The sequence below is a fragment of the Pseudomonas phoenicis genome (assembly GCF_047302395.1).
Taxonomy (GTDB): domain Bacteria; phylum Pseudomonadota; class Gammaproteobacteria; order Pseudomonadales; family Pseudomonadaceae; genus Aquipseudomonas.
On the sequence record NZ_CP154852.1, the window covers coordinates 294,392 to 311,841 of the forward strand.

Annotated in this window: 14 protein-coding genes and 5 tRNA genes; 2 read left to right on the forward strand and 17 right to left on the reverse strand. The window is 63.9% G+C overall.

Features of this window, described 5'->3' with window-relative positions; genetic code table 11:
* The first annotated feature begins 171 nt into the window (after positions 1 to 171).
* Complete coding sequence (locus tag AA0Z93_RS01490; RefSeq protein WP_413046705.1) at positions 172 to 606, forward strand: DUF2846 domain-containing protein; 435 nt, start codon at positions 172 to 174, stop codon at positions 604 to 606.
* A 137-nt stretch (positions 607 to 743) separates the two neighbouring features.
* Here the strand turns inward: AA0Z93_RS01490 and AA0Z93_RS01495 are convergent.
* Both AA0Z93_RS01495 and phnN read right to left on the reverse strand, forming a co-directional pair.
* Positions 744 to 820 (reverse strand) — tRNA-Arg (locus AA0Z93_RS01495).
* 103 nt (positions 821 to 923) lie between these two features.
* Positions 924 to 1,532, reverse strand: a complete 609-nt coding sequence (phnN, locus tag AA0Z93_RS01500) for a phosphonate metabolism protein/1,5-bisphosphokinase (PRPP-forming) PhnN (protein WP_413046704.1) — start codon at positions 1,530 to 1,532, stop codon at positions 924 to 926.
* A 339-nt stretch (positions 1,533 to 1,871) separates the two neighbouring features.
* Here phnN and AA0Z93_RS01505 point away from each other — a divergent pair, with 339 nt between their 5' ends.
* Entirely contained in the window at positions 1,872 to 2,198 is a 327-nt protein-coding gene (locus AA0Z93_RS01505; RefSeq protein ID WP_413046703.1) for an Arc family DNA-binding protein, read from the forward strand.
* Between the two features lie 223 nt (positions 2,199 to 2,421).
* Here AA0Z93_RS01505 and mgtE read toward each other — a convergent pair whose 3' ends face one another.
* The 15 genes from mgtE to AA0Z93_RS01580 form a co-directional block, all read right to left on the reverse strand.
* The gene (gene mgtE, locus AA0Z93_RS01510) at positions 2,422 to 3,864 is read right to left on the reverse strand and encodes a magnesium transporter (RefSeq protein WP_413046702.1); all 1,443 of its coding nucleotides are present in this window, start codon (positions 3,862 to 3,864) and stop codon (positions 2,422 to 2,424) included.
* A 349-nt stretch (positions 3,865 to 4,213) separates the two neighbouring features.
* Positions 4,214 to 4,290 (reverse strand) — tRNA-Arg (locus AA0Z93_RS01515).
* A 71-nt stretch (positions 4,291 to 4,361) separates the two neighbouring features.
* Positions 4,362 to 4,438 (reverse strand) — tRNA-Arg (locus tag AA0Z93_RS01520).
* Between the two features lie 71 nt (positions 4,439 to 4,509).
* Positions 4,510 to 4,586, reverse strand: a tRNA-Arg gene (locus tag AA0Z93_RS01525).
* A gap of 107 nt (positions 4,587 to 4,693) precedes the next feature.
* A tRNA-Ser gene (locus tag AA0Z93_RS01530) sits at positions 4,694 to 4,784 on the reverse strand.
* A 72-nt stretch (positions 4,785 to 4,856) separates the two neighbouring features.
* Positions 4,857 to 5,045, reverse strand: coding sequence for a carbon storage regulator CsrA (gene csrA, locus AA0Z93_RS01535; RefSeq protein ID WP_313741099.1), 189 nt, complete (start codon positions 5,043 to 5,045; stop codon positions 4,857 to 4,859).
* Between the two features lie 146 nt (positions 5,046 to 5,191).
* Positions 5,192 to 6,427, reverse strand: a complete 1,236-nt coding sequence (locus AA0Z93_RS01540; protein ID WP_413046701.1) for an aspartate kinase — start codon at positions 6,425 to 6,427, stop codon at positions 5,192 to 5,194.
* Between the two features lie 128 nt (positions 6,428 to 6,555).
* Entirely contained in the window at positions 6,556 to 9,180 is a 2,625-nt protein-coding gene (alaS, locus tag AA0Z93_RS01545) for an alanine--tRNA ligase (RefSeq protein ID WP_413046700.1), read from the reverse strand.
* Between the two features lie 319 nt (positions 9,181 to 9,499).
* Positions 9,500 to 10,507, reverse strand: a complete 1,008-nt coding sequence (gene astE / locus AA0Z93_RS01550; protein WP_413046699.1) for a succinylglutamate desuccinylase — start codon at positions 10,505 to 10,507, stop codon at positions 9,500 to 9,502.
* Between the two features lie 12 nt (positions 10,508 to 10,519).
* On the reverse strand, positions 10,520 to 10,810 hold the full coding sequence (locus AA0Z93_RS01555; protein ID WP_296264411.1) for a topoisomerase II: 291 nt from the start codon (positions 10,808 to 10,810) through the stop codon (positions 10,520 to 10,522).
* Positions 10,811 to 10,825: 15 nt separating this feature from the next.
* The gene (gene astB, locus AA0Z93_RS01560; RefSeq protein WP_413046698.1) at positions 10,826 to 12,175 is read right to left on the reverse strand and encodes an N-succinylarginine dihydrolase; all 1,350 of its coding nucleotides are present in this window, start codon (positions 12,173 to 12,175) and stop codon (positions 10,826 to 10,828) included.
* Positions 12,176 to 12,197: 22 nt separating this feature from the next.
* Positions 12,198 to 13,661: a succinylglutamate-semialdehyde dehydrogenase gene (gene astD / locus AA0Z93_RS01565; protein WP_413046697.1), complete on the reverse strand. Its 1,464-nt coding sequence runs from the start codon at positions 13,659 to 13,661 to the stop codon at positions 12,198 to 12,200.
* Entirely contained in the window at positions 13,658 to 14,689 is a 1,032-nt protein-coding gene (gene astA / locus AA0Z93_RS01570) for an arginine N-succinyltransferase (protein ID WP_413046696.1), read from the reverse strand. The genes astD and astA overlap by 4 nt, the downstream gene beginning before the upstream one ends.
* 87 nt (positions 14,690 to 14,776) lie before the next feature.
* Positions 14,777 to 15,796: an arginine/ornithine succinyltransferase subunit alpha gene (aruF, locus tag AA0Z93_RS01575; RefSeq protein ID WP_413046695.1), complete on the reverse strand. Its 1,020-nt coding sequence runs from the start codon at positions 15,794 to 15,796 to the stop codon at positions 14,777 to 14,779.
* 136 nt (positions 15,797 to 15,932) lie between these two features.
* On the reverse strand, positions 15,933 to 17,153 hold the full coding sequence (locus AA0Z93_RS01580) for an aspartate aminotransferase family protein (RefSeq protein WP_413046694.1): 1,221 nt from the start codon (positions 17,151 to 17,153) through the stop codon (positions 15,933 to 15,935).
* Positions 17,154 to 17,450 lie beyond the last annotated feature (297 nt).

Consider the following 17,450-nt stretch of genomic DNA (forward strand, 5'->3'; position numbering starts at 1 on the left):
GAAAAAGTCCGCGCCGCATGAGTCAAAGTTATGGGAAAAAATTGTATAACCGGCCCGGTTGACGAGAGGCTGCGCATGGCTCGGGAATGAGGGTGATTGGCAGATGCTTACGGGCAAGGTATAAACCTCGGCCAGCATCACTTTGCCACCATCTACAGATAGGACATCGCAATGAAAAAGGTAGCGGGCATGTTTGCCCTGGTCGGCGCCCTTCATGGTTGCGCTTCGGTGCCCATGGGCGACCCGGTAGCCGACAGTGAAATGAAGCGCTTCGCCAGCGTGCCTGACATGTCGAGGATCTACATCTACCGCAACGAGACGCTGGGCGCAGCCATCAAGATGAATGTTATGGTCGACGGTCGCGTGATCGGCGCCACTGCAGCGCACACCTATCTAGTCGCGGATGTACCGGCCGGCGCCCATACGATCGGGTCTGACGCCGAGAACCTGACCATGCTGAAGATCGACACCCAGCCGGGCAAGAACGTCTATGTCTGGCAAGAAGTGAAGATGGGCTTTGGCTACGCCCGCAGCATGCTTCATGTGGTGCCCGAGGCGCAGGGCAAGAAAGGCGTTCTCGAAACCAAGCTGGCAGGTTCTTTGTAAGGCGCCAGATTTTCACTGCGTAGCCCTATTACGCCTGCCATTTGAAGGGATATTGGACGTGGTTTTTGCATCGTCCAAGCAGCAGCACATGAACATTTTGGCAGGCAGCGCTACAGCGTTGGGAGGCGTGGATAAGATGGCGTCCCAGGCAGGATTTGAACCTGCAACCTTCCCCTTAGGAGGGGGATGCTCTATCCAATTGAGCTACTGAGACCCTGGTGCCGTCGGCAGACGCCAGCGGCAAGGAAGGCGTGCATGTTAACCAGCGTTCGGCCGTTTGTCATGTAGGAATCAGGCTGCTCGAGTGCAAGCTTTGATTACACGTGCTGTGAGGGGCGGCCCGCTGTGATGACGCCCTCTTCCTCCAGTACAGCCAACAGTGCACCGACCGCCGTCTCGAGCGCGCCTGAATTGTCCAGATGCCGCACATCCTTGGGCAGGGAACCGCTCAGTAGAGCATTGCGCGCCAGCCGTTGCTCCACCTCTTCGGGTCGCTCCCGACCTCGACCGAGCAAGCGCTCGCGCAACACCCCGGGCGCAACGTCGAGGCAGATGGCGAGCAGATCCGGGTACAGCGCGCGCGCTTGTTGCAGATGGCCACGCGAGCCATTGACCAAGACCGAATTGCCAGCCGCCAGCCAATCGTCCACTTCGCGCGGGATGCCATAGCACAAGCCATTGGCCTGCCAGTGCAGGGCAAACTCGCCCTGTGCCCGCATGTGCTGGAACGTCTGCGCAGACACACCCAACGCTTCCTCTCCTATCGACTCCGGGGAACGGGTAATGGTACGCCGGACGATCCTTACGCCCTGCGCTTCCAGCGCGGGCCGGGCCGCTTGCAACAGCGAATCCTTGCCCGCCCCCGACGGGCCTACCAGTAGGATGAGCCGACCCCGGTCATTTGACGAAGCGTTCACACAGGTCATGGCAGGCTCCTCGACTATTGAGCGCACGGCGTGCTCAGGGGACTCAGGTCTCTGACCCCTGTTACTCGAGCTTGGGCTCATTCTTTTCAGATGAAAATGCGTGACAGGCCTTTCACTTTTCAAACCAGTACACATTTCTGATAATCGGTGCTGGCAAAAAGCCTGCACCCAGCTCACTATTTGTCACAGATTTGACGCCAAGGAACCGACGACCCTCAGGCAATATACGGTCCTTGTCACCGCAGCGGTTGAACATTTTGCCTCGATTACGGTCGTACCTTCACCGTGCGGGCCATCTGCGAACCGCTCCCCCTGAACCAGAAGAACCGGTTAATTTATATGCGCCCATTGAAACAGGCTATCTACTCGAGCCGCACCGCTGACAAATTCGTCGTCCGCTTGCCAGACGGCATGCGTGAGCGTATCGCCGAAGTGTCGCGCAACCATCACCGCAGTATGAATTCCGAAATCATCGCTCGCCTCGAACAGACCTTGATTCAGGAAGGTGCTCTGGGTGATGAACTGAGTATGCGCATGGACAGCCCTGAGCTGACCCTGCATGAGCGCGAGCTGCTACAACGTTTTCGCCAGCTCTCCCACCGCCAGCAGAACGCGCTGGTGTCACTGATCGCACACGACGCTGAAATGGCTGCCGACGCTTCCTGATCGCTGCCGCTCAGCATTGAGCCAGCTCACGCTAGTCAGTTAGGCCGAAACACTATTGATTGGGGCTGCTTTGCAGCCCATCGCGGCTGAAGCCGCTCCAACAGAATAGGTGTGATCCTGTTGGAGCAGCTTCAGCCGCGATGGGCCGCTGAGCGGCCCTAATTGCTTAACAGGCGCATCTCCACGCTTACGCTGGCATTTTCAATGCGCTGGATGCGCGCATTCAAAGCAGGAACAGCGTAGCCAATCCAAGGAAGATGAAGAAACCGCCACTGTCCGTGACGGCAGTGATCATCACGCTGGCACCCATGGCTGGGTCTCTGCCCATGCGCATCAAAGTCATGGGGATCAGCACCCCCATCAATGCCGCGAGCAGCAGGTTGAGGGTCATGGCGCCGGTCATCACCACGCCCAGCGACCAACTGCCGTACAGCCAATAGGCGACTGCGCCAATCACCCCACCCCATACCAGACCATTGATCAAGGCGACCGCCAACTCCTTGCGCATCAATCGCACAGTATTGCCGGGGCTTACCTGATCAAGCGCCATCGCGCGCACGATCATGGTGATGGTCTGGTTGCCCGAGTTGCCCCCAATGCCGGCCACAATAGGCATGAGCGCCGCCAGGGCGACCAGTTTCTCGATGGAGCCTTCGAACAGGCCGATCACCCGCGACGCCAGAAATGCCGTGATCAGGTTGATCGCCAGCCATGCCCAGCGGTTGCGCAGTGAGCGCCAGACCGATGCGAAGATGTCTTCCTCTTCGCGCAAACCGGCCATGTTGAGCACTTCGGATTCGCTTTCCTCACGAATCAGGTCGACCATTTCGTCGATGGTCAGACGGCCGATCAGGCGATCGCTCTTGTCCACCACCGGCGCCGAAACCAGGTCGTACCGCTCGAAGGCCTGGGCGGCGTCGTAGCCATCTTCCTCGGGACGGAAGCTGACGGGGTCGGTCGCCATGACCTCCGCCACCTGCTTCTCCGGGTCGTTGACCAACAGGCGCTTGATCGGCAACACGCCCTTGAGGATGCCGCCGTTGTCGACCACGAACAACTTGTCAGTGTGGTTGGGCAGTTCCTTGAGGCGGCGCAGGTAGCGCAACACCACTTCCAGGCTGACGTCTTCGCGGATGGTGACCATCTCGAAGTCCATCAGCGCGCCGATCTGCTCCTCGTCGTAGCTCAGCGCGGAGCGCACGCGCTCGCGTTGCTGGGCGTCGAGGGTTTCCATCAGCTCGTGGACGACGTCGCGGGGCAGCTCCGGCGCCAGGTCGGCCAGTTCGTCGGCGTCCATCTCCTTGGCGGCGGCCAGCAGTTCGTGGTCGTCCATGTCGGCGATGAGCGTTTCACGGACAGCGTCGGAGACTTCGAGGAGGATGTCGCCGTCGCGGTCCGAACGCACCAGTTGCCAGACCGAAAGACGGTCTTCCAGCGGCAAGGCTTCGAGGATGTAGGCGGTGTCGGCGGGGTGCAGGTCATCGAGTTTGCGTTGCAGCTCGACGAGGTTCTGCCGGTGGACGAGGTTTTCCACCAGGTCGTGGTGCTGACCTTCCTGGCGATGGGTCAGGTCTTCGACGACACGCTGACGCTGCAGCAGCTCGATTACCTGGGCCAGACGGTCCTGCAGGCTGTCTTGGCTCTTCTTTACTTCGATTTCGGTCATAGGCGAACTCCACTCCCAGCAGCGGAGCACGCCGGGGGAATCAATCGGTCAGTTCAGGCTTGAACAAGCGTAGGGATAAGTAACTACTGGGTAAGTCCATGGTGGTATTCCACAAGCCCCGGCGGGGCTGACGGGCGCAATCATACACTGCCCAAGCGGTTGGTTCGCTTAAATTTTTGTCCAGGGTGAACGTTGTCGCGATGAGTCTATGACAACAGCCGCAGCGTTATGTGCGGCCTAGGGTGCCGGGCCTGGCAGGCCTGGTGCAGGAGAGGATGGAAACAGATTTCCATGATTGCGCGAATCGCAGACAGCAAAAAGCCCGCTTGAAAAGCGGGCTTCTTAGATATGGCGGACCCAAGAGGATTCGAACCTCTGACCGCTCGGTTCGTAGCCGAGTACTCTATCCAGCTGAGCTATGGGTCCGGGATGGTAGTTTTAGACCAGATTACCACTGGCTGCTGAAGTTGCCTTGATATGCAAAGCCACTTCAAAAGTGGCGGACCCAAGAGGATTCGAACCTCTGACCGCTCGGTTCGTAGCCGAGTACTCTATCCAGCTGAGCTATGGGTCCGTGACGGTAGTTTTAGACCAGATTACCACTGGCTGATGAAGCTGCCTTGATGTACAAAGCCACTTCAAAAGTGGCGGACCCAAGAGGATTCGAACCTCTGACCGCTCGGTTCGTAGCCGAGTACTCTATCCAGCTGAGCTATGGGTCCGTGTTTTGCAGCGCATTATAGGTCGATTGAAACGTTTGCCAAGCTATTTTTCGTTTAATTTCAACGACTTAACTACTTGGGCGATAACAACCTATATCGCGAAATAATGGCGGTGAGGGGGGGATTCGAACCCCCGATACCCTTGTGAGGTATACTCCCTTAGCAGGGGAGCGCCTTCGGCCACTCGGCCACCTCACCGCAACACGGGGCGTATATTAACCAGACCCCTCCCCGTTTGCAAACCTTTTTTTGAAAAAAACTCGATAAAAATTAAAGGGTTGGTTCGTCGTCCTTCTCTTTCTTGATCCGCAGGTAGATTTCTTCGCGGTGAACGGCCACTTCCTTAGGGGCGCTGACACCAATGCGCACCTGATTGCCTTTGACGCCCAGAACCGTGACGGTGATTTCACCGTCGCCAATGATCAGGCTCTCGGCGCACCGACGAGTCAGAATCAACATAACTTACTCCTCAAACAATTCATCAGGGATAACAGTCTAGTGGTGGGGCCATCGACCCCAAGCGATCGCATGCGCAAGGACAGGCACGTGCGCGATCGCCAGAAACGCGAAAGGGCGCGGCAAGCCGCGCCCTTCCCTACAGCGTGTTACTCGCCCTGGCGCGCGGGCGCGTCGAGCTCGAACGCGGTGTGCAACGCACGTACGGCCAGCTCCAGGTACTTCTCTTCGAGCACCACCGAAACCTTGATCTCGGAGGTGGAGATCATCTGGATGTTGATGCTCTCCTTGGCCAGCGCTTCGAACATACGGCTGGCAACGCCCGCGTGGGAGCGCATGCCGACGCCTACGATGGACACCTTGGCGATCTTGATGTCACCGATGACTTCACGCGCACCGATCTCGCGGGCCGTGTTCTGCAGCACCGACAGCGCCTGATCGTACTCGTTGCGGTGCACGGTGAAGGTGAAATCGGTGGTGTTATCGTGCGCCACGTTCTGCACGATCATGTCTACTTCAATGTTCGAAGCGCTGATCGGGCCGAGGATCTTGAACGCCACGCCCGGGGTGTCCGGAACGCCGCGAATGGTCAGCTTGGCCTCATCGCGGTTGAAAGCGATACCGGAAATGATCGGCTGTTCCATGGATTCCTCTTCGTCAATGGTGATGAGGGTACCCGGACCCTCCTTGAAGCTGTGCAGCACGCGCAGCGGGACGTTGTACTTGCCGGCGAACTCCACCGAACGGATCTGCAGCACCTTGGAGCCGAGGCTGGCCATTTCCAGCATCTCCTCGAAGGTGATCTTCTCAAGACGCTGGGCTTGCGGCACCACGCGCGGATCGGTGGTATAGACGCCGTCCACGTCGGTGTAGATCTGGCACTCCTCGGCCTTGAGCGCCGCTGCCAGGGCCACGCCCGTGGTATCCGAGCCGCCGCGGCCGAGGGTGGTGATGTTGCCGTGCTCGTCCACGCCCTGGAAGCCGGCGACCACGACGACGCGACCGGCCTGCAGGTCGGCGCGGATCTTCTGGTCGTCGATCTGCAGGATGCGCGCCTTGTTGTGCGCGCTGTCGGTGAGGATGCGCACCTGGTTGCCGGTGTAAGACACCGCCGGCACACCGCGCTCGAGCAGCGCCATCACCAGCAGGGCGATGGTGACCTGCTCGCCGGTGGAGACGATCACGTCCAACTCGCGCGGATCGGGCTTGTCGCTGATTTGCTTGGCCAGCTCGATCAGGCGATTGGTTTCGCCGCTCATGGCCGACAGCACGACCACCAGATCATCGCCTGCCTCGCGGAATTTCTTGACCTTGTCGGCAACCTGCTGGATCCGCTCGATGGAACCGACAGAGGTGCCGCCAAATTTCTGTACGATCAACGCCATTTCAAAGGTGCCTCAGCCCCGAGGGGCCCCAGTAAACAATCCATCCTGCCGGCGAGCGGAGCGCCGCCCGAGCCGCCTCCCCGAGCGGACAGGCAGACCGGGCTCAGCGTTTCACCGCCCGCGGCATCTCAAAGTCCCTGCTCGGCGAACGGCACGGCCAGGGCCAGGGCCTTGTCCAGCGCGGCGACATCGACGCCACCACCCTGAGCCATGTCCGGACGACCGCCGCCTTTGCCGCCTACCGCCGCGGCGGCTTGCTTCATCAGGTCGCCAGCCTTGAGTTGGCTGGAGAGGTCCTTGGTCACGCCGGCTACCAGCACGACCCGGCCTTCATGCTCGCTGCCCAGCAGGATCACTGCGTGGCCGAGCTTGTTCTTCAACTGGTCGACCAGCGCCAGCAGCGCCTTGCCATCCTGCCCATCCAGGCGGGCGGCGAGCACCTTGGCGCCTTTGACCTCAACGGCCGCGCTGGAGAGATCGTCCCCTGCGGCGCTGGCGGCCTTGGCCTGCAACTGCTCCAGTTGTTTTTCCAGCTGACGGTTGCGCTCGAGCACCGCCGCCAGCTTGTCGATGAGGTTGTCGCGGTTGCCCTTGACCAGCTGGGCCACTTCCTTGACCTGCTCTTCGGCAGCGTTCAGGTAGGCCAGGGCCGCAGCGCCGGTGACCGCTTCGATACGGCGCACGCCCGAAGCCACGCCGCCCTCGCTGACGATCTTGAACAGGCTGATGTCACCGGTGCGCTTGGCATGGATGCCACCGCACAGTTCCACCGAGAAATCGCCGCCCATGCTCAGCACGCGCACGGTCTCGCCGTACTTCTCGCCGAACAGCGCCATGGCGCCTTTGCGTTTGGCGGTCTCGATGTCGGTTTCTTCGGTGAGAATCTCGGTGTTGCGGCGGATCTCGCGGTTGACGATGTCTTCCAGCGCCTTGATCTGCTCCGGCTTGACCGCTTCGAAGTGGCTGAAGTCGAAACGCAGGCGCTGGCTGTCGACCAAGGAGCCCTTCTGCTGCACGTGCTCGCCGAGCACCTGGCGCAACGCTTCGTGCAGCAGGTGGGTGGCGGAGTGGTTCAGCGAGGTGGCCTGTTGCACCTGGGCTTCGACCCGCGCCTGGACCTGGGCGCCGCGCTCCAGCGCGCCGCTGGTCATTACGCCGTGGTGCAGGAAGGCGCCGCCGGTCTTGGTGGTGTCTTGCACTTCGAAACGCGCCCCGTCGACTTCGATCACGCCGACGTCGCCGATCTGCCCGCCGGACTCGCCGTAGAACGGCGTGCGGTCGAGGATGACCACACCCTCGTGCCCTTCGGCCAGGTGCTCGACCGCCAGACCGTCGCGGTACAGGGCCACGACCTGGGCCTCGCCTTCGGTGGCGGCATAGCCGAGAAACTCGGTGGGCGTGTCGACCTTGACCAGGCTGTTGTAGTCCATGCCGAAGGCGCTGGCGGAACGGGCGCGCTCGCGCTGGGCGTTCATTTCCCGCTCGAAGCCGGCTTCGTCGATGGTCAACTCGCGCTCGCGGGCGATGTCGGCGGTCAGGTCCATGGGGAAACCGTAGGTGTCGTACAGCTTGAACACCACGTCGCCCGGCACGACCTTGCCGTCGAGCTGCGCCAGGTCCTGCTCGAGAATGCGCAGGCCTTGCTCCAGGGTCTTGGCGAACTGCTCTTCCTCGGCCTTGAGCACGCGCTCGATGTGCGCCTGCTGGCTCTTGAGCTCTGGGAAAGCCTCGCCCATCTCGGCCACCAGGGCCGCGACGATCTGGTAGAAGAAGCTGCCCTTGGCGCCCAGCTTGTTGCCGTGACGGCAGGCGCGGCGCACGATGCGGCGCAGCACGTAGCCGCGGCCTTCGTTGGACGGCAGCACGCCATCAGCGATGAGGAAGCCGCAGGAGCGGATGTGGTCGGCCACCACCTTGAGCGAAGCCTGGGCCTGGTTGTCGCAGCCGATGGCCTTGGCCGAAGCGTCGAGCAGGCTCTGGAACAGGTCGATCTCGTAGTTCGAGTGCACGTGCTGCAGCACGGCGCTGATCCGCTCCAGGCCCATGCCGGTGTCCACCGACGGCGCCGGCAGCGGGTGCAGCACGCCGTCGGCGGTGCGGTTGAACTGCATGAAGACGTTGTTCCAGATCTCGATGTAGCGGTCGCCGTCTTCCTCCGGCGAGCCGGGTGGGCCGCCCCAGATGTCGGCGCCGTGGTCGTAGAAGATCTCGGTGCACGGACCGCACGGGCCGGTGTCGCCCATGGTCCAGAAGTTGTCGGAGGCGTAGGGCGCGCCCTTGTTGTCACCGATGCGCACCATGCGTTCGGCCGGCACGCCGACTTCCTTGGTCCAGATGTCGTAGGCTTCGTCGTCGGTGGCGTAGACGGTGACCCAGAGCTTGTCCTTGGGCAGGTTCAGCCACTGCGGCGAGGTCAGGAAGGTCCAGGCGAAGGTGATGGCGTCGCGCTTGAAATAGTCACCGAAGCTGAAGTTGCCGAGCATCTCGAAGAAGGTGTGGTGGCGCGCGGTGTAGCCGACGTTCTCCAGGTCGTTGTGCTTGCCGCCGGCACGCACGCATTTCTGACTGCTGACTGCACGGGTGTAGGCGCGCTTTTCCTGGCCGAGGAAGCAATCCTTGAACTGGTTCATGCCGGCGTTGGTGAACAGCAAGGTGGGGTCATTGCCCGGGATCAACGAGCTGGAGGCAACTCGGGTGTGGCCCTGCTCTTCGAAGAAGCGAAGGAAGGCTTCACGGATTTCTGCGCTTTTCATAGGTTCTTCCACGGAAACGGCGGCCCACTTGGGGGCAAACGCGTCGACGAAACGACGGCAAAGGGCCGCATTATATCGGTCCTGCAAGCTCGGTGCAGTGTGTTTTATGCGTTAGGAAGCGTCGCAGACACGGCTTTCGAAGTGGATGCGGACAAAAACGACTGGCCCGGATGCTAAATGCAGCTTCTCGCCACTGGCAAGCCCGTTGACGACACAGCTTGTGGGAAAAGAGGTCGACAGGCCCGTTAAAAGGTTTTCATCCAGCCGCTGCGGCGGCCCGCTTCGCCGCACACAGCGGCCAAGGCCGCACGATGGCACGCTATTCGAGCTCGTTCCCCGCCTCAGGCACGATGAGCAAGCCGGCGCGCAGGCCGTTCTTCACATGGGGGTTGGGAAAGATGATGCGCGCGCCCTGCTCCTCCACCACCCAGCGTGTCTGCGCCAGGTCTTCGGCCAGCAGATAGCCGGGCTCCAGCTCGGCGAAGTTCGCGATGTCGTCGGGCAGGTGCAGGCGGAAATGCTCGCTGTGCTTGATGATCTCGCGGGCCACGCCGAACAGCTGCAAGCCTTGTAGTTCAGCGTCCAGCGACGGCTCGCTGCCCTCTATGAGCTGCCACAGCCGCTGGCGCAAGCGGTCGAGGTTGACCAGGCCGTTATGCCCGAACGGCCTGGCCTTGCCCAGTTCCAGGGTGAAGGCTTCGGCGTCGAGCCGCTCGTAGGTGAAGGCGCTGAACGTGGTCGACGGCTTGCGCTGCAACAGCACCGCCTCCACGCCGGCGGCGTGTAGCCGGGCCAGTTGGCGGCGAGAGTGCCGTCGGCCCTCTTTGAACGGGTACAGGGCGAATTGCTCGATCTTCGAACCGCGGATGGCCGTGTGCAGGTCGTAGTGCAGCCGGGTGCGCCCCGGCAGGCTGAAGAACACCCGGGCGAACTGCTCGAGCTCCGCTGCGCGCAAGGCTTCGGCGCCGCTGGCGGCGGCATGCCGACCGTTGAACAGACGGTTGATGTCCTGCTCCAGGTAGCGCTCGCCCCGACGGATCGCCGGCGGATTGCCGAACAGGAACAGCACGCGGGCGCGCGGTGTGAGGGTAGCGCCGGCGATGCCGGCGATCAGCGCGTCGAGCAGTTCGATGGGGGCGGTTTCGTTGCCATGGATGCCTGCCGACAGCAGTAGGTCCAAGCCATTGTCCAAGGCTTGGGGAGGACGCACTTCGAGCGCGCCTTCGCCGAGCCAACGCAGGCGCACGCCCTCGACGGTCACTTGGGTCTTGTCGGCCGGCTCACGCCCGGCCAAGGTCAGTTCAAGCAGTTTGCCGAGCGAGAGCATGGCGCGCGTCCTTTAGTGGTGATGGCCGCAGTCGGGGCCGTGCACGTGGTCGTCGTCTTCGTCGAGTTCGGCCGCTTCCATTTCCAGTTGCAGGCTGACCAGGTTGGTGGCCATCGGCCGCAGCAGCAGGTTGGCGTACTCGCTGTCGCCCTCGGCGACGTCGACACCGATCAGCAGCTGGCCGCGGCCGTCCTGCTGAATCCACACTTCCTTGCCTTGCCAGAGCACGGCAAAGCGAGTGCAGGAGGTTTGCAGTTGGGTGCCGTCGTCATCTTCCAGCAACAGGCTCAAGGCTTCGGACATTACAGGTTCTCTCTTTCAGGGTTGGCGTTGGAACGGATAGACCGCGCCCAACTTTAGAATCCGGGTCAGCTCGTCGAGGGCGGTGCGCGACTCGTCGAGCAGTTGCGGGTCGGCAAGGTCCGCGTCGGTCAGGCGATCACGATAATGCCGCTCGACCCATTGCAACAACGTGGCATGCAGCGCGTCGTCAAGGATGACCCCAGGGTTCACCGCCGCCAGCTCGGCCGTGTTCAGCGCCACGCGCAGCCGTAGACAGGCCGGGCCACCGCCGTTCTGCATGCTCTGCTTGAGGTCGAAGGCCTTGACCTCGCGCACCGGTCCGCCTTGGGTGGTCAGGCCTTGCAGGTAGCTCCACACGCGCGGGTGGTTGCGGCATTCCTCGGGCACCACCAGCAGCATCGAGCCGTCGGCGCGGCTGAGCAACTGGCTGTTGAACAGGTAGGAGCGCACCGCATCCTCGACCGACACCAGCGCGCGCGGCACGCCGATGGCCTGCAAGCGCCCGCCCTTGGCGGCGAGCTTGGTTTGCAGCTCGGCCAGCACGGCGTCGCTGTCGAGGAAAGCGTCCTGGTGATGGAACAGCACCTCACCATTGCCCACCGCGATCACATCGTTGTGGAACACGCCCTGGTCGATCACCGCCGGGTTCTGCTGCGCGAACACCACGCCATCGGCGCTCAGGCCGTGCAGCCGGGCCACGGCCTGGGAGGCTTCGAGGGTCTGCCGCGCCGGGAACCTGGTCGGCACCGGCAAACGGTTGTCGAAGGCGCTGCGGCCATACACGAAGAACTCCACTCCGGCTGCGCCATGCTCGCGGCACAGACGTGTGTGGTTGGCCGCGCCCTCGTCGCCGAACTGCATCACCGCCGGCAGTGCCGGATGGTGGGCGAAATGGCGAGGGTCGGCGAACATGGCCTGCAACACGCGGCTGGTGGTGGGGTGCTCGATGCTGCGGTGGTATTTGCAGTTGAGGTTGGCGGCAGTGAAGTGCACGCGGCCATCGGCGGTGTCGGCGCTGGGGCTGACGGTCGCGGCATTGGCCACCCACATGCTCGAGGCCGAGCAACTGGCGACCAGCAAGGGCATGGCCTCACGGGCGGCCTGGCGAATCACCTCGGCGTCGCTGCCGGTGAAGCCCAGGCGGCGCAGACCGGCCACGTCCGGCCGCTCCTGCGGCGCCAGCACGCCTTGCCGGAAGCCCAGGTCGACCAGGGCCTTCATCTTCGCCAAGCCCTGACGCGCCGCCTCGCGCGGATTCGAACCCTGCTGGCTGTTGTTCTGCGAGGCGACGTTGCCGTACGACAGCCCGCCATAGTTGTGGGTCGGGCCGACCAACCCGTCGAAATTGACTTCGAAGGCGTTCATGACAAAGCTCCAGGTCGATGGCTCATAGGCTGACGCCCGGCGTCAGGATGCTCGGCAGGGCCAGGCTGGCGGTCTCCAGGGAGGCCACCGGGTAGGCGCAGTAATCGGCCGCGTAGTAGGCGCTGGCGCGGTGGTTGCCACTGGCGCCCACCCCACCGAACGGCGCACTGCTGGCGGCGCCGGTCAGCGGCTTGTTCCAGTTGACGATGCCGGCGCGGCTGTGCAGCCAGAACTGCTCGTAACGCGCCTGGGAGTCGGACAGCAACCCCGCGGCCAGGCCATAGCGGGTGGCGTTGGCCTGGGCCATGGCCTGCTCGAAATCGTCGTAGCGCAGCACTTGCAGCAGAGGCCCGAACAACTCCTGGTCGGGCGCAGCGGGCAAGGCCGTGACGTCGACGATGCCCGGCGTGAGCAAGGCGGCGCCCGGCTGCGGCTGGGTCATGCTCAGCAACGACACGCCGCCGCTGGCCAGCAGCTGCGCCTGCGCCGCCAGCAGCGCCTCGGCTGCGCCCAGGGAAATCACTGCGCCCATGAACGGCGCAGGTTGCGCGTCGAAGCGATCGACCCGCAACGCGCGGCTGACCTGCACCAGGCGCGCCAGCAGGCCATCGCCCCACGCCCCGCGGGGCACCAGCAGACGCCGCGCACAGGTGCAGCGCTGGCCGGCGGAAAGAAAGGCCGACTGCACGATGGTGTAGACCGCCGCATCGACATCGGCCACTTCGTCCACCACGAGCGGATTGTTGCCGCCCATTTCCAGCGCCAGAATCTTCTCCGGGCGCCCGGCGAACTGCTGGTGCAGCGCCGTACCGGTGCCGCTGGAACCGGTGAACAGCAAGCCGTCGATGCCTTCGTTGGCGGCCAGCGCGACACCGGTGTCGCGCGCGCCTTGCAACAGGTTGAGCACACCAGCGGGCAAGCCGGCGGCGATCCAGCAGCGCAGCGTCAGCTCGGCCACCTTGGGCGTCTGCTCGCTGGGCTTGAACACCACGCAGTTGCCGGCCAGCAGCGCCGGCACGATATGCCCGTTGGGCAAGTGGCCGGGGAAGTTGTACGGCCCGAACACCGCCAGCACGCCATGGGGCTTGTGCCGCAAGGCGGCAGTCGCGTCGCCCAGCGGACCGCTTTTCTCCCCGGTGCGCTCCTGGTAGCTCTGCAGCGAAATGGCGACCTTGTTGATCATGCTGGTGACTTCGGTGGCGGCTTCCCACAAGGGTTTGCCAGTCTCCTCACCGATGCAACGGGCCAGGGCGTCGGCATTGGCCTTGAGCTGCGCGGCGAAGGCTTGCAGTACCTCGATGCGTGCTGCCAGGCCCTGTCCGGCCCAGCCGGCGAAAGCGCGTCGCGCTGCCTGCACCGCCGCCTCGACCTGCTCGGCCGTGGCCGCCTGGCCTTGCCACAACGTCGCCTGGGTCACCGGGTCGAGCGACTGCAGCGGCGCGCCCTGCCCGGCCTGCCACTGCCCATCGATATAGTGCGTGCTCATGGGCGCACCTCCCGCGCGGCCGACAGCGGCACCGCACGCACGCTGTCGCCCGCGCCCAGGCGCAGGCGCTTGGCGGTCGGCGGATCGACCACCAGGGTGCCCGCGGCTAGGCGCGCAGGCGCGGCGGTGATACGGCAGTCTTCGCGCTGGCGGTTGTGGATCAGGTAAGGCGTAGCGTCGTCGCCGGGCGTGCCGACCGCCAGCACCAGTGTCTGGCTGTCGCGCACGGCGCGGATGCGCGCGGTTTCGCACTCGACCGCAGGCCCGGCATCGAAGATGTCGACATAGCCCTGATAGGTGAAGCCTTCGCGTTCGAGCATCGCCAGGGCCGGCTCGGTGTCTTCGTGCACCCGGCCGATCACCGCGCGCGCCGCTTCCGAGAGAAAACAGGTGTACAGCGGGAATTTGGGCATCAGCTCGGCGATGAAGGCGCGGTTGCCTACCCCGGTCAGGTAATCGGCCTGGCTGAACTCCATCTTGAAGAAGTGCCGGCCCAGGCTCTCCCAGAACGGCGAGCGCCCGGTCGCATCGGACATGCCGCGCATCTCGGCGATCACCTTCCTGCCGAACAGCTCGGCGAACTCGGCGATGAACAGCAAGCGCGCCTTGGACAGCAGGCCGCCGCCCAGACCGTTGCGCTGGTCGGCGCGCAGGAACAGCGAGCACAGTTCGGCGTTGCCGGTGAGGTCGTTGGCCAGGAACAGGGTCGGGATTTCGCGGTAGATCTCCAGCTCTTGCGAGGCGCTGACCGTCAGGCCCACGCGGTAGTTGTACCAGGGCCGGCGCAGGCCCACGGCGCCGGCGATGGCGGAAATGCCGACGACCACCCCATCGTCGTTTTCCAGCACGAACAGGTAGTCGGTATCGCCGCGCTCGGCCTCGCCGCGAAAGCTCTTCTCGGCCCAGGTCACCCGCTGCGCCAGTCGCTCTTCGTTGGCCGGCAAGGTGGTCAGGCCGATGTTGCCGGTGCTGCGGGCCAGCTCGATCAGCGCAGGTAAGTCGCTGCTGCGTACGGGACGGACGATCATGCTTTCTCCTTGGGCGGTGGCCTGTGCCTGCCGCGAAACTCACTGTGTGCGGGTCGCGCCCGGCACCTGACAATCGAACGGCGGGGCTTAGACGGCGACCAAGCGCACGTTGTCGTCCTCGCCCACACCCAAGGCATCGGCGGCTTCCAAGCTCAGCGCCACCGGCTGGCCCGGCGCCCAGTCCAGCTCCAGCACCACTGCGCGGAAATCCTGCAACTGGCCATTGCACACCAGGTAGGCACGCGTACCGGGCGGTGCCGTGGGCGCGATGGTCACCGCCTCGACCCGGCTCTGGGCGATCGAACGGATGCCCGAGGTGCGCGCATGCAAGGTCGGGCCGCCGTCGAAGATGTCGATGTAATGCTCGGTCTCGAAGCCTTCGCGCATGAGGATGTCGAAGGTGATCTGCGCCCGCGGGTGCACCTGGCCCATGGCTTCCTGGGCACGGTCGGGCAGCAGTGGCACGTAGATCGGGTAGTTGGGCATCAGCTCGGCGAGGAAGGTGCGGCTCTTGAGGCCGCACAGGCGCTCGGCCTCGGCGTAGTTGATGGCGAAGAAGTTGCGGCCGATCGAGTCCCAGAACGGCGAGTCGCCCTGCTCGTCGCTGTGGCCGACGATTTCGGTCACCACCGATTCGGCGAAGCGTTCGGGGTGCGAGGCCATGAACAGCAGGCGACCGCGCGAATTGAGTTCGGCCCAGGCGCTGCCACTGAGTTCGGGCTGCACGTAGAAGCTGCTGAGCAGGCTGTTGCCGGTCAGGTCATGGCACAGCGACAGCACGTGGATCTTGTTGTGGATCTTAAGCTCGCGCGAGGCATGCACGAAGGTTTCGTTGCGAAAGCTGTAGAACGGCTCGGAGTACCCCGCCGAGGCGACGATGGCCGAGCAGCCGGCCAACTGGCCGGTGCTGCTGTCTTCGAGCACGAAGAAATAACGCTCCTCGCCATTGAAGCTGACTTCGGCAGCGAACGAGGCTTGCGAAGCGGCGATCTTGTCGCCCAGCCGCCCGGCATCGTCGGGCAACGAGGTGACACCGATGGGGCTGTCGGCAGCCATGCGCTGCACTTCGTTCAGATCAGCCATCTGCGCGGGGCGCATTACCAGCATGGTGTCACTCCTTCGAGGGCAACGTGCCGCTCGCGGCGGCACGGGAAAAAACGGCCGCGCCGCCCTGGAGGCGCACGCAGCCGCTGGATCGATCGGGGTCACGCAGGCGTTGCTTGGCGCGACCGGGTATGACGGGTCAGACCTGGGTCAGGCGTGCCACGGCACGCTCGAAACGGTCCAGGCCTTCGTCGATGTCGGCGTGCTCGATCACCAGGCTCGGAGCGAAGCGCACCACGTCGGGACCGGCTTGCAGGACCATCACGCCGTCTCGCTCGGCGGCATCGAGCACGGCCTTGGCTTTGCCGGCCCAGGCTTCGCTCAGCACACAGCCGATCAGCAGGCCCACGCCGCGCACCTTGCTGAACAGGCCGTACTGCTCGCCGATAAGCTCCAGGCGCGCTTTGAAACGCGCATGCCGCTCGCGGATGCCGGCCAGGGTCTCAGGCGTGTTGACCACGTCGAGCACCGCGCAGGCCACTGCGCAACCGAGCGGATTGCCGCCGTAGGTGGTGCCATGGGTACCGGGGGCGAAATGGCTGGCCAGCTCGCTGGTGGTGAGCATGGCGCCGATGGGGAAGCCGCCGCCCAGGCTCTTGGCGCTGGTGAGGATGTCGGGGGTGACGCCGAAATGCTGGTAGGCATACAGCGAGCCGCTGCGGCCGACACCGGTCTGCACTTCGTCGAAGACCAGCAGGGCATTGTGCTGGTCGCACAGGGCACGGGCGCCTTCGAGGTAGGCCTGGTCGGCCGGCACCACGCCGCTTTCGCCCTGGATCGGTTCGATCACCACGGCGCAGGTCTTGTCGGAAATCTGCGCCTTGAGCGCGTCCAGGTCGTTGTAGGCGACGTGGCTGATGCCGGTGATCTTCGGACCGAAACCGTCGGAGTACTTGGGCTGGCCACCGACGCTGACGGTGAACAGGGTGCGGCCGTGGAAGCTGTTCACGGTGGCGATGATCTCGTGCTTCTCGGGGCCGAAACGGTCATGGGCCACACGGCGGGCCAGCTTGAACGCCGCTTCGTTGGCCTCGGCGCCGGAGTTGCAGAAGAACGCGCGGTCGGCGAAGGTCGCTTCGACCAGTTTGTGCGCCAGGCGCAGCGCCGGTTCGTTGGTGAAGACGTTGGACACGTGCCAGAGCTGGTTGGCCTGTTCGGTCAAGGCCTTGACCAGCACCGGGTGGCAGTGCCCCAGGGCATTGACCGCGATGCCGCCAGCGAAGTCGATCAGCTCGCGACCGGACTGGTCCCACACACGCGAGCCCAGGCCTCGCACCGGAATGAACGCCGCCGGCGCGTAGTTGGGGACCATCACCTGGTCGAAATCGGCACGTTGCACCGGAGCTTGCTCAACGGACATCGGAGTCTCCTGGGGAGGAACGCTTGCCGGGGGCGACGAGCGTCTGGGGATTGTAAGGACTGGGCGTCGGCCGGCCTTGCGGCCAGGCGACAACTTGTTACAGCGCCTCACCGGAGTAGGCCCGGGCTGTCGGCGATGCGACACGAACGGTCACATTTGCGCAGTGTAACGGCCTGTTGCGGTTCCGTGAACGGTCTTGTGGGAGTGGTTGGCGTGGTGTGTCGATTGCGGCGATCGCCAGTAGTGCTGGCCCAATGGCTACGGCATTTTCCTGGCAGAGGATGAGCGGCGCTTGTA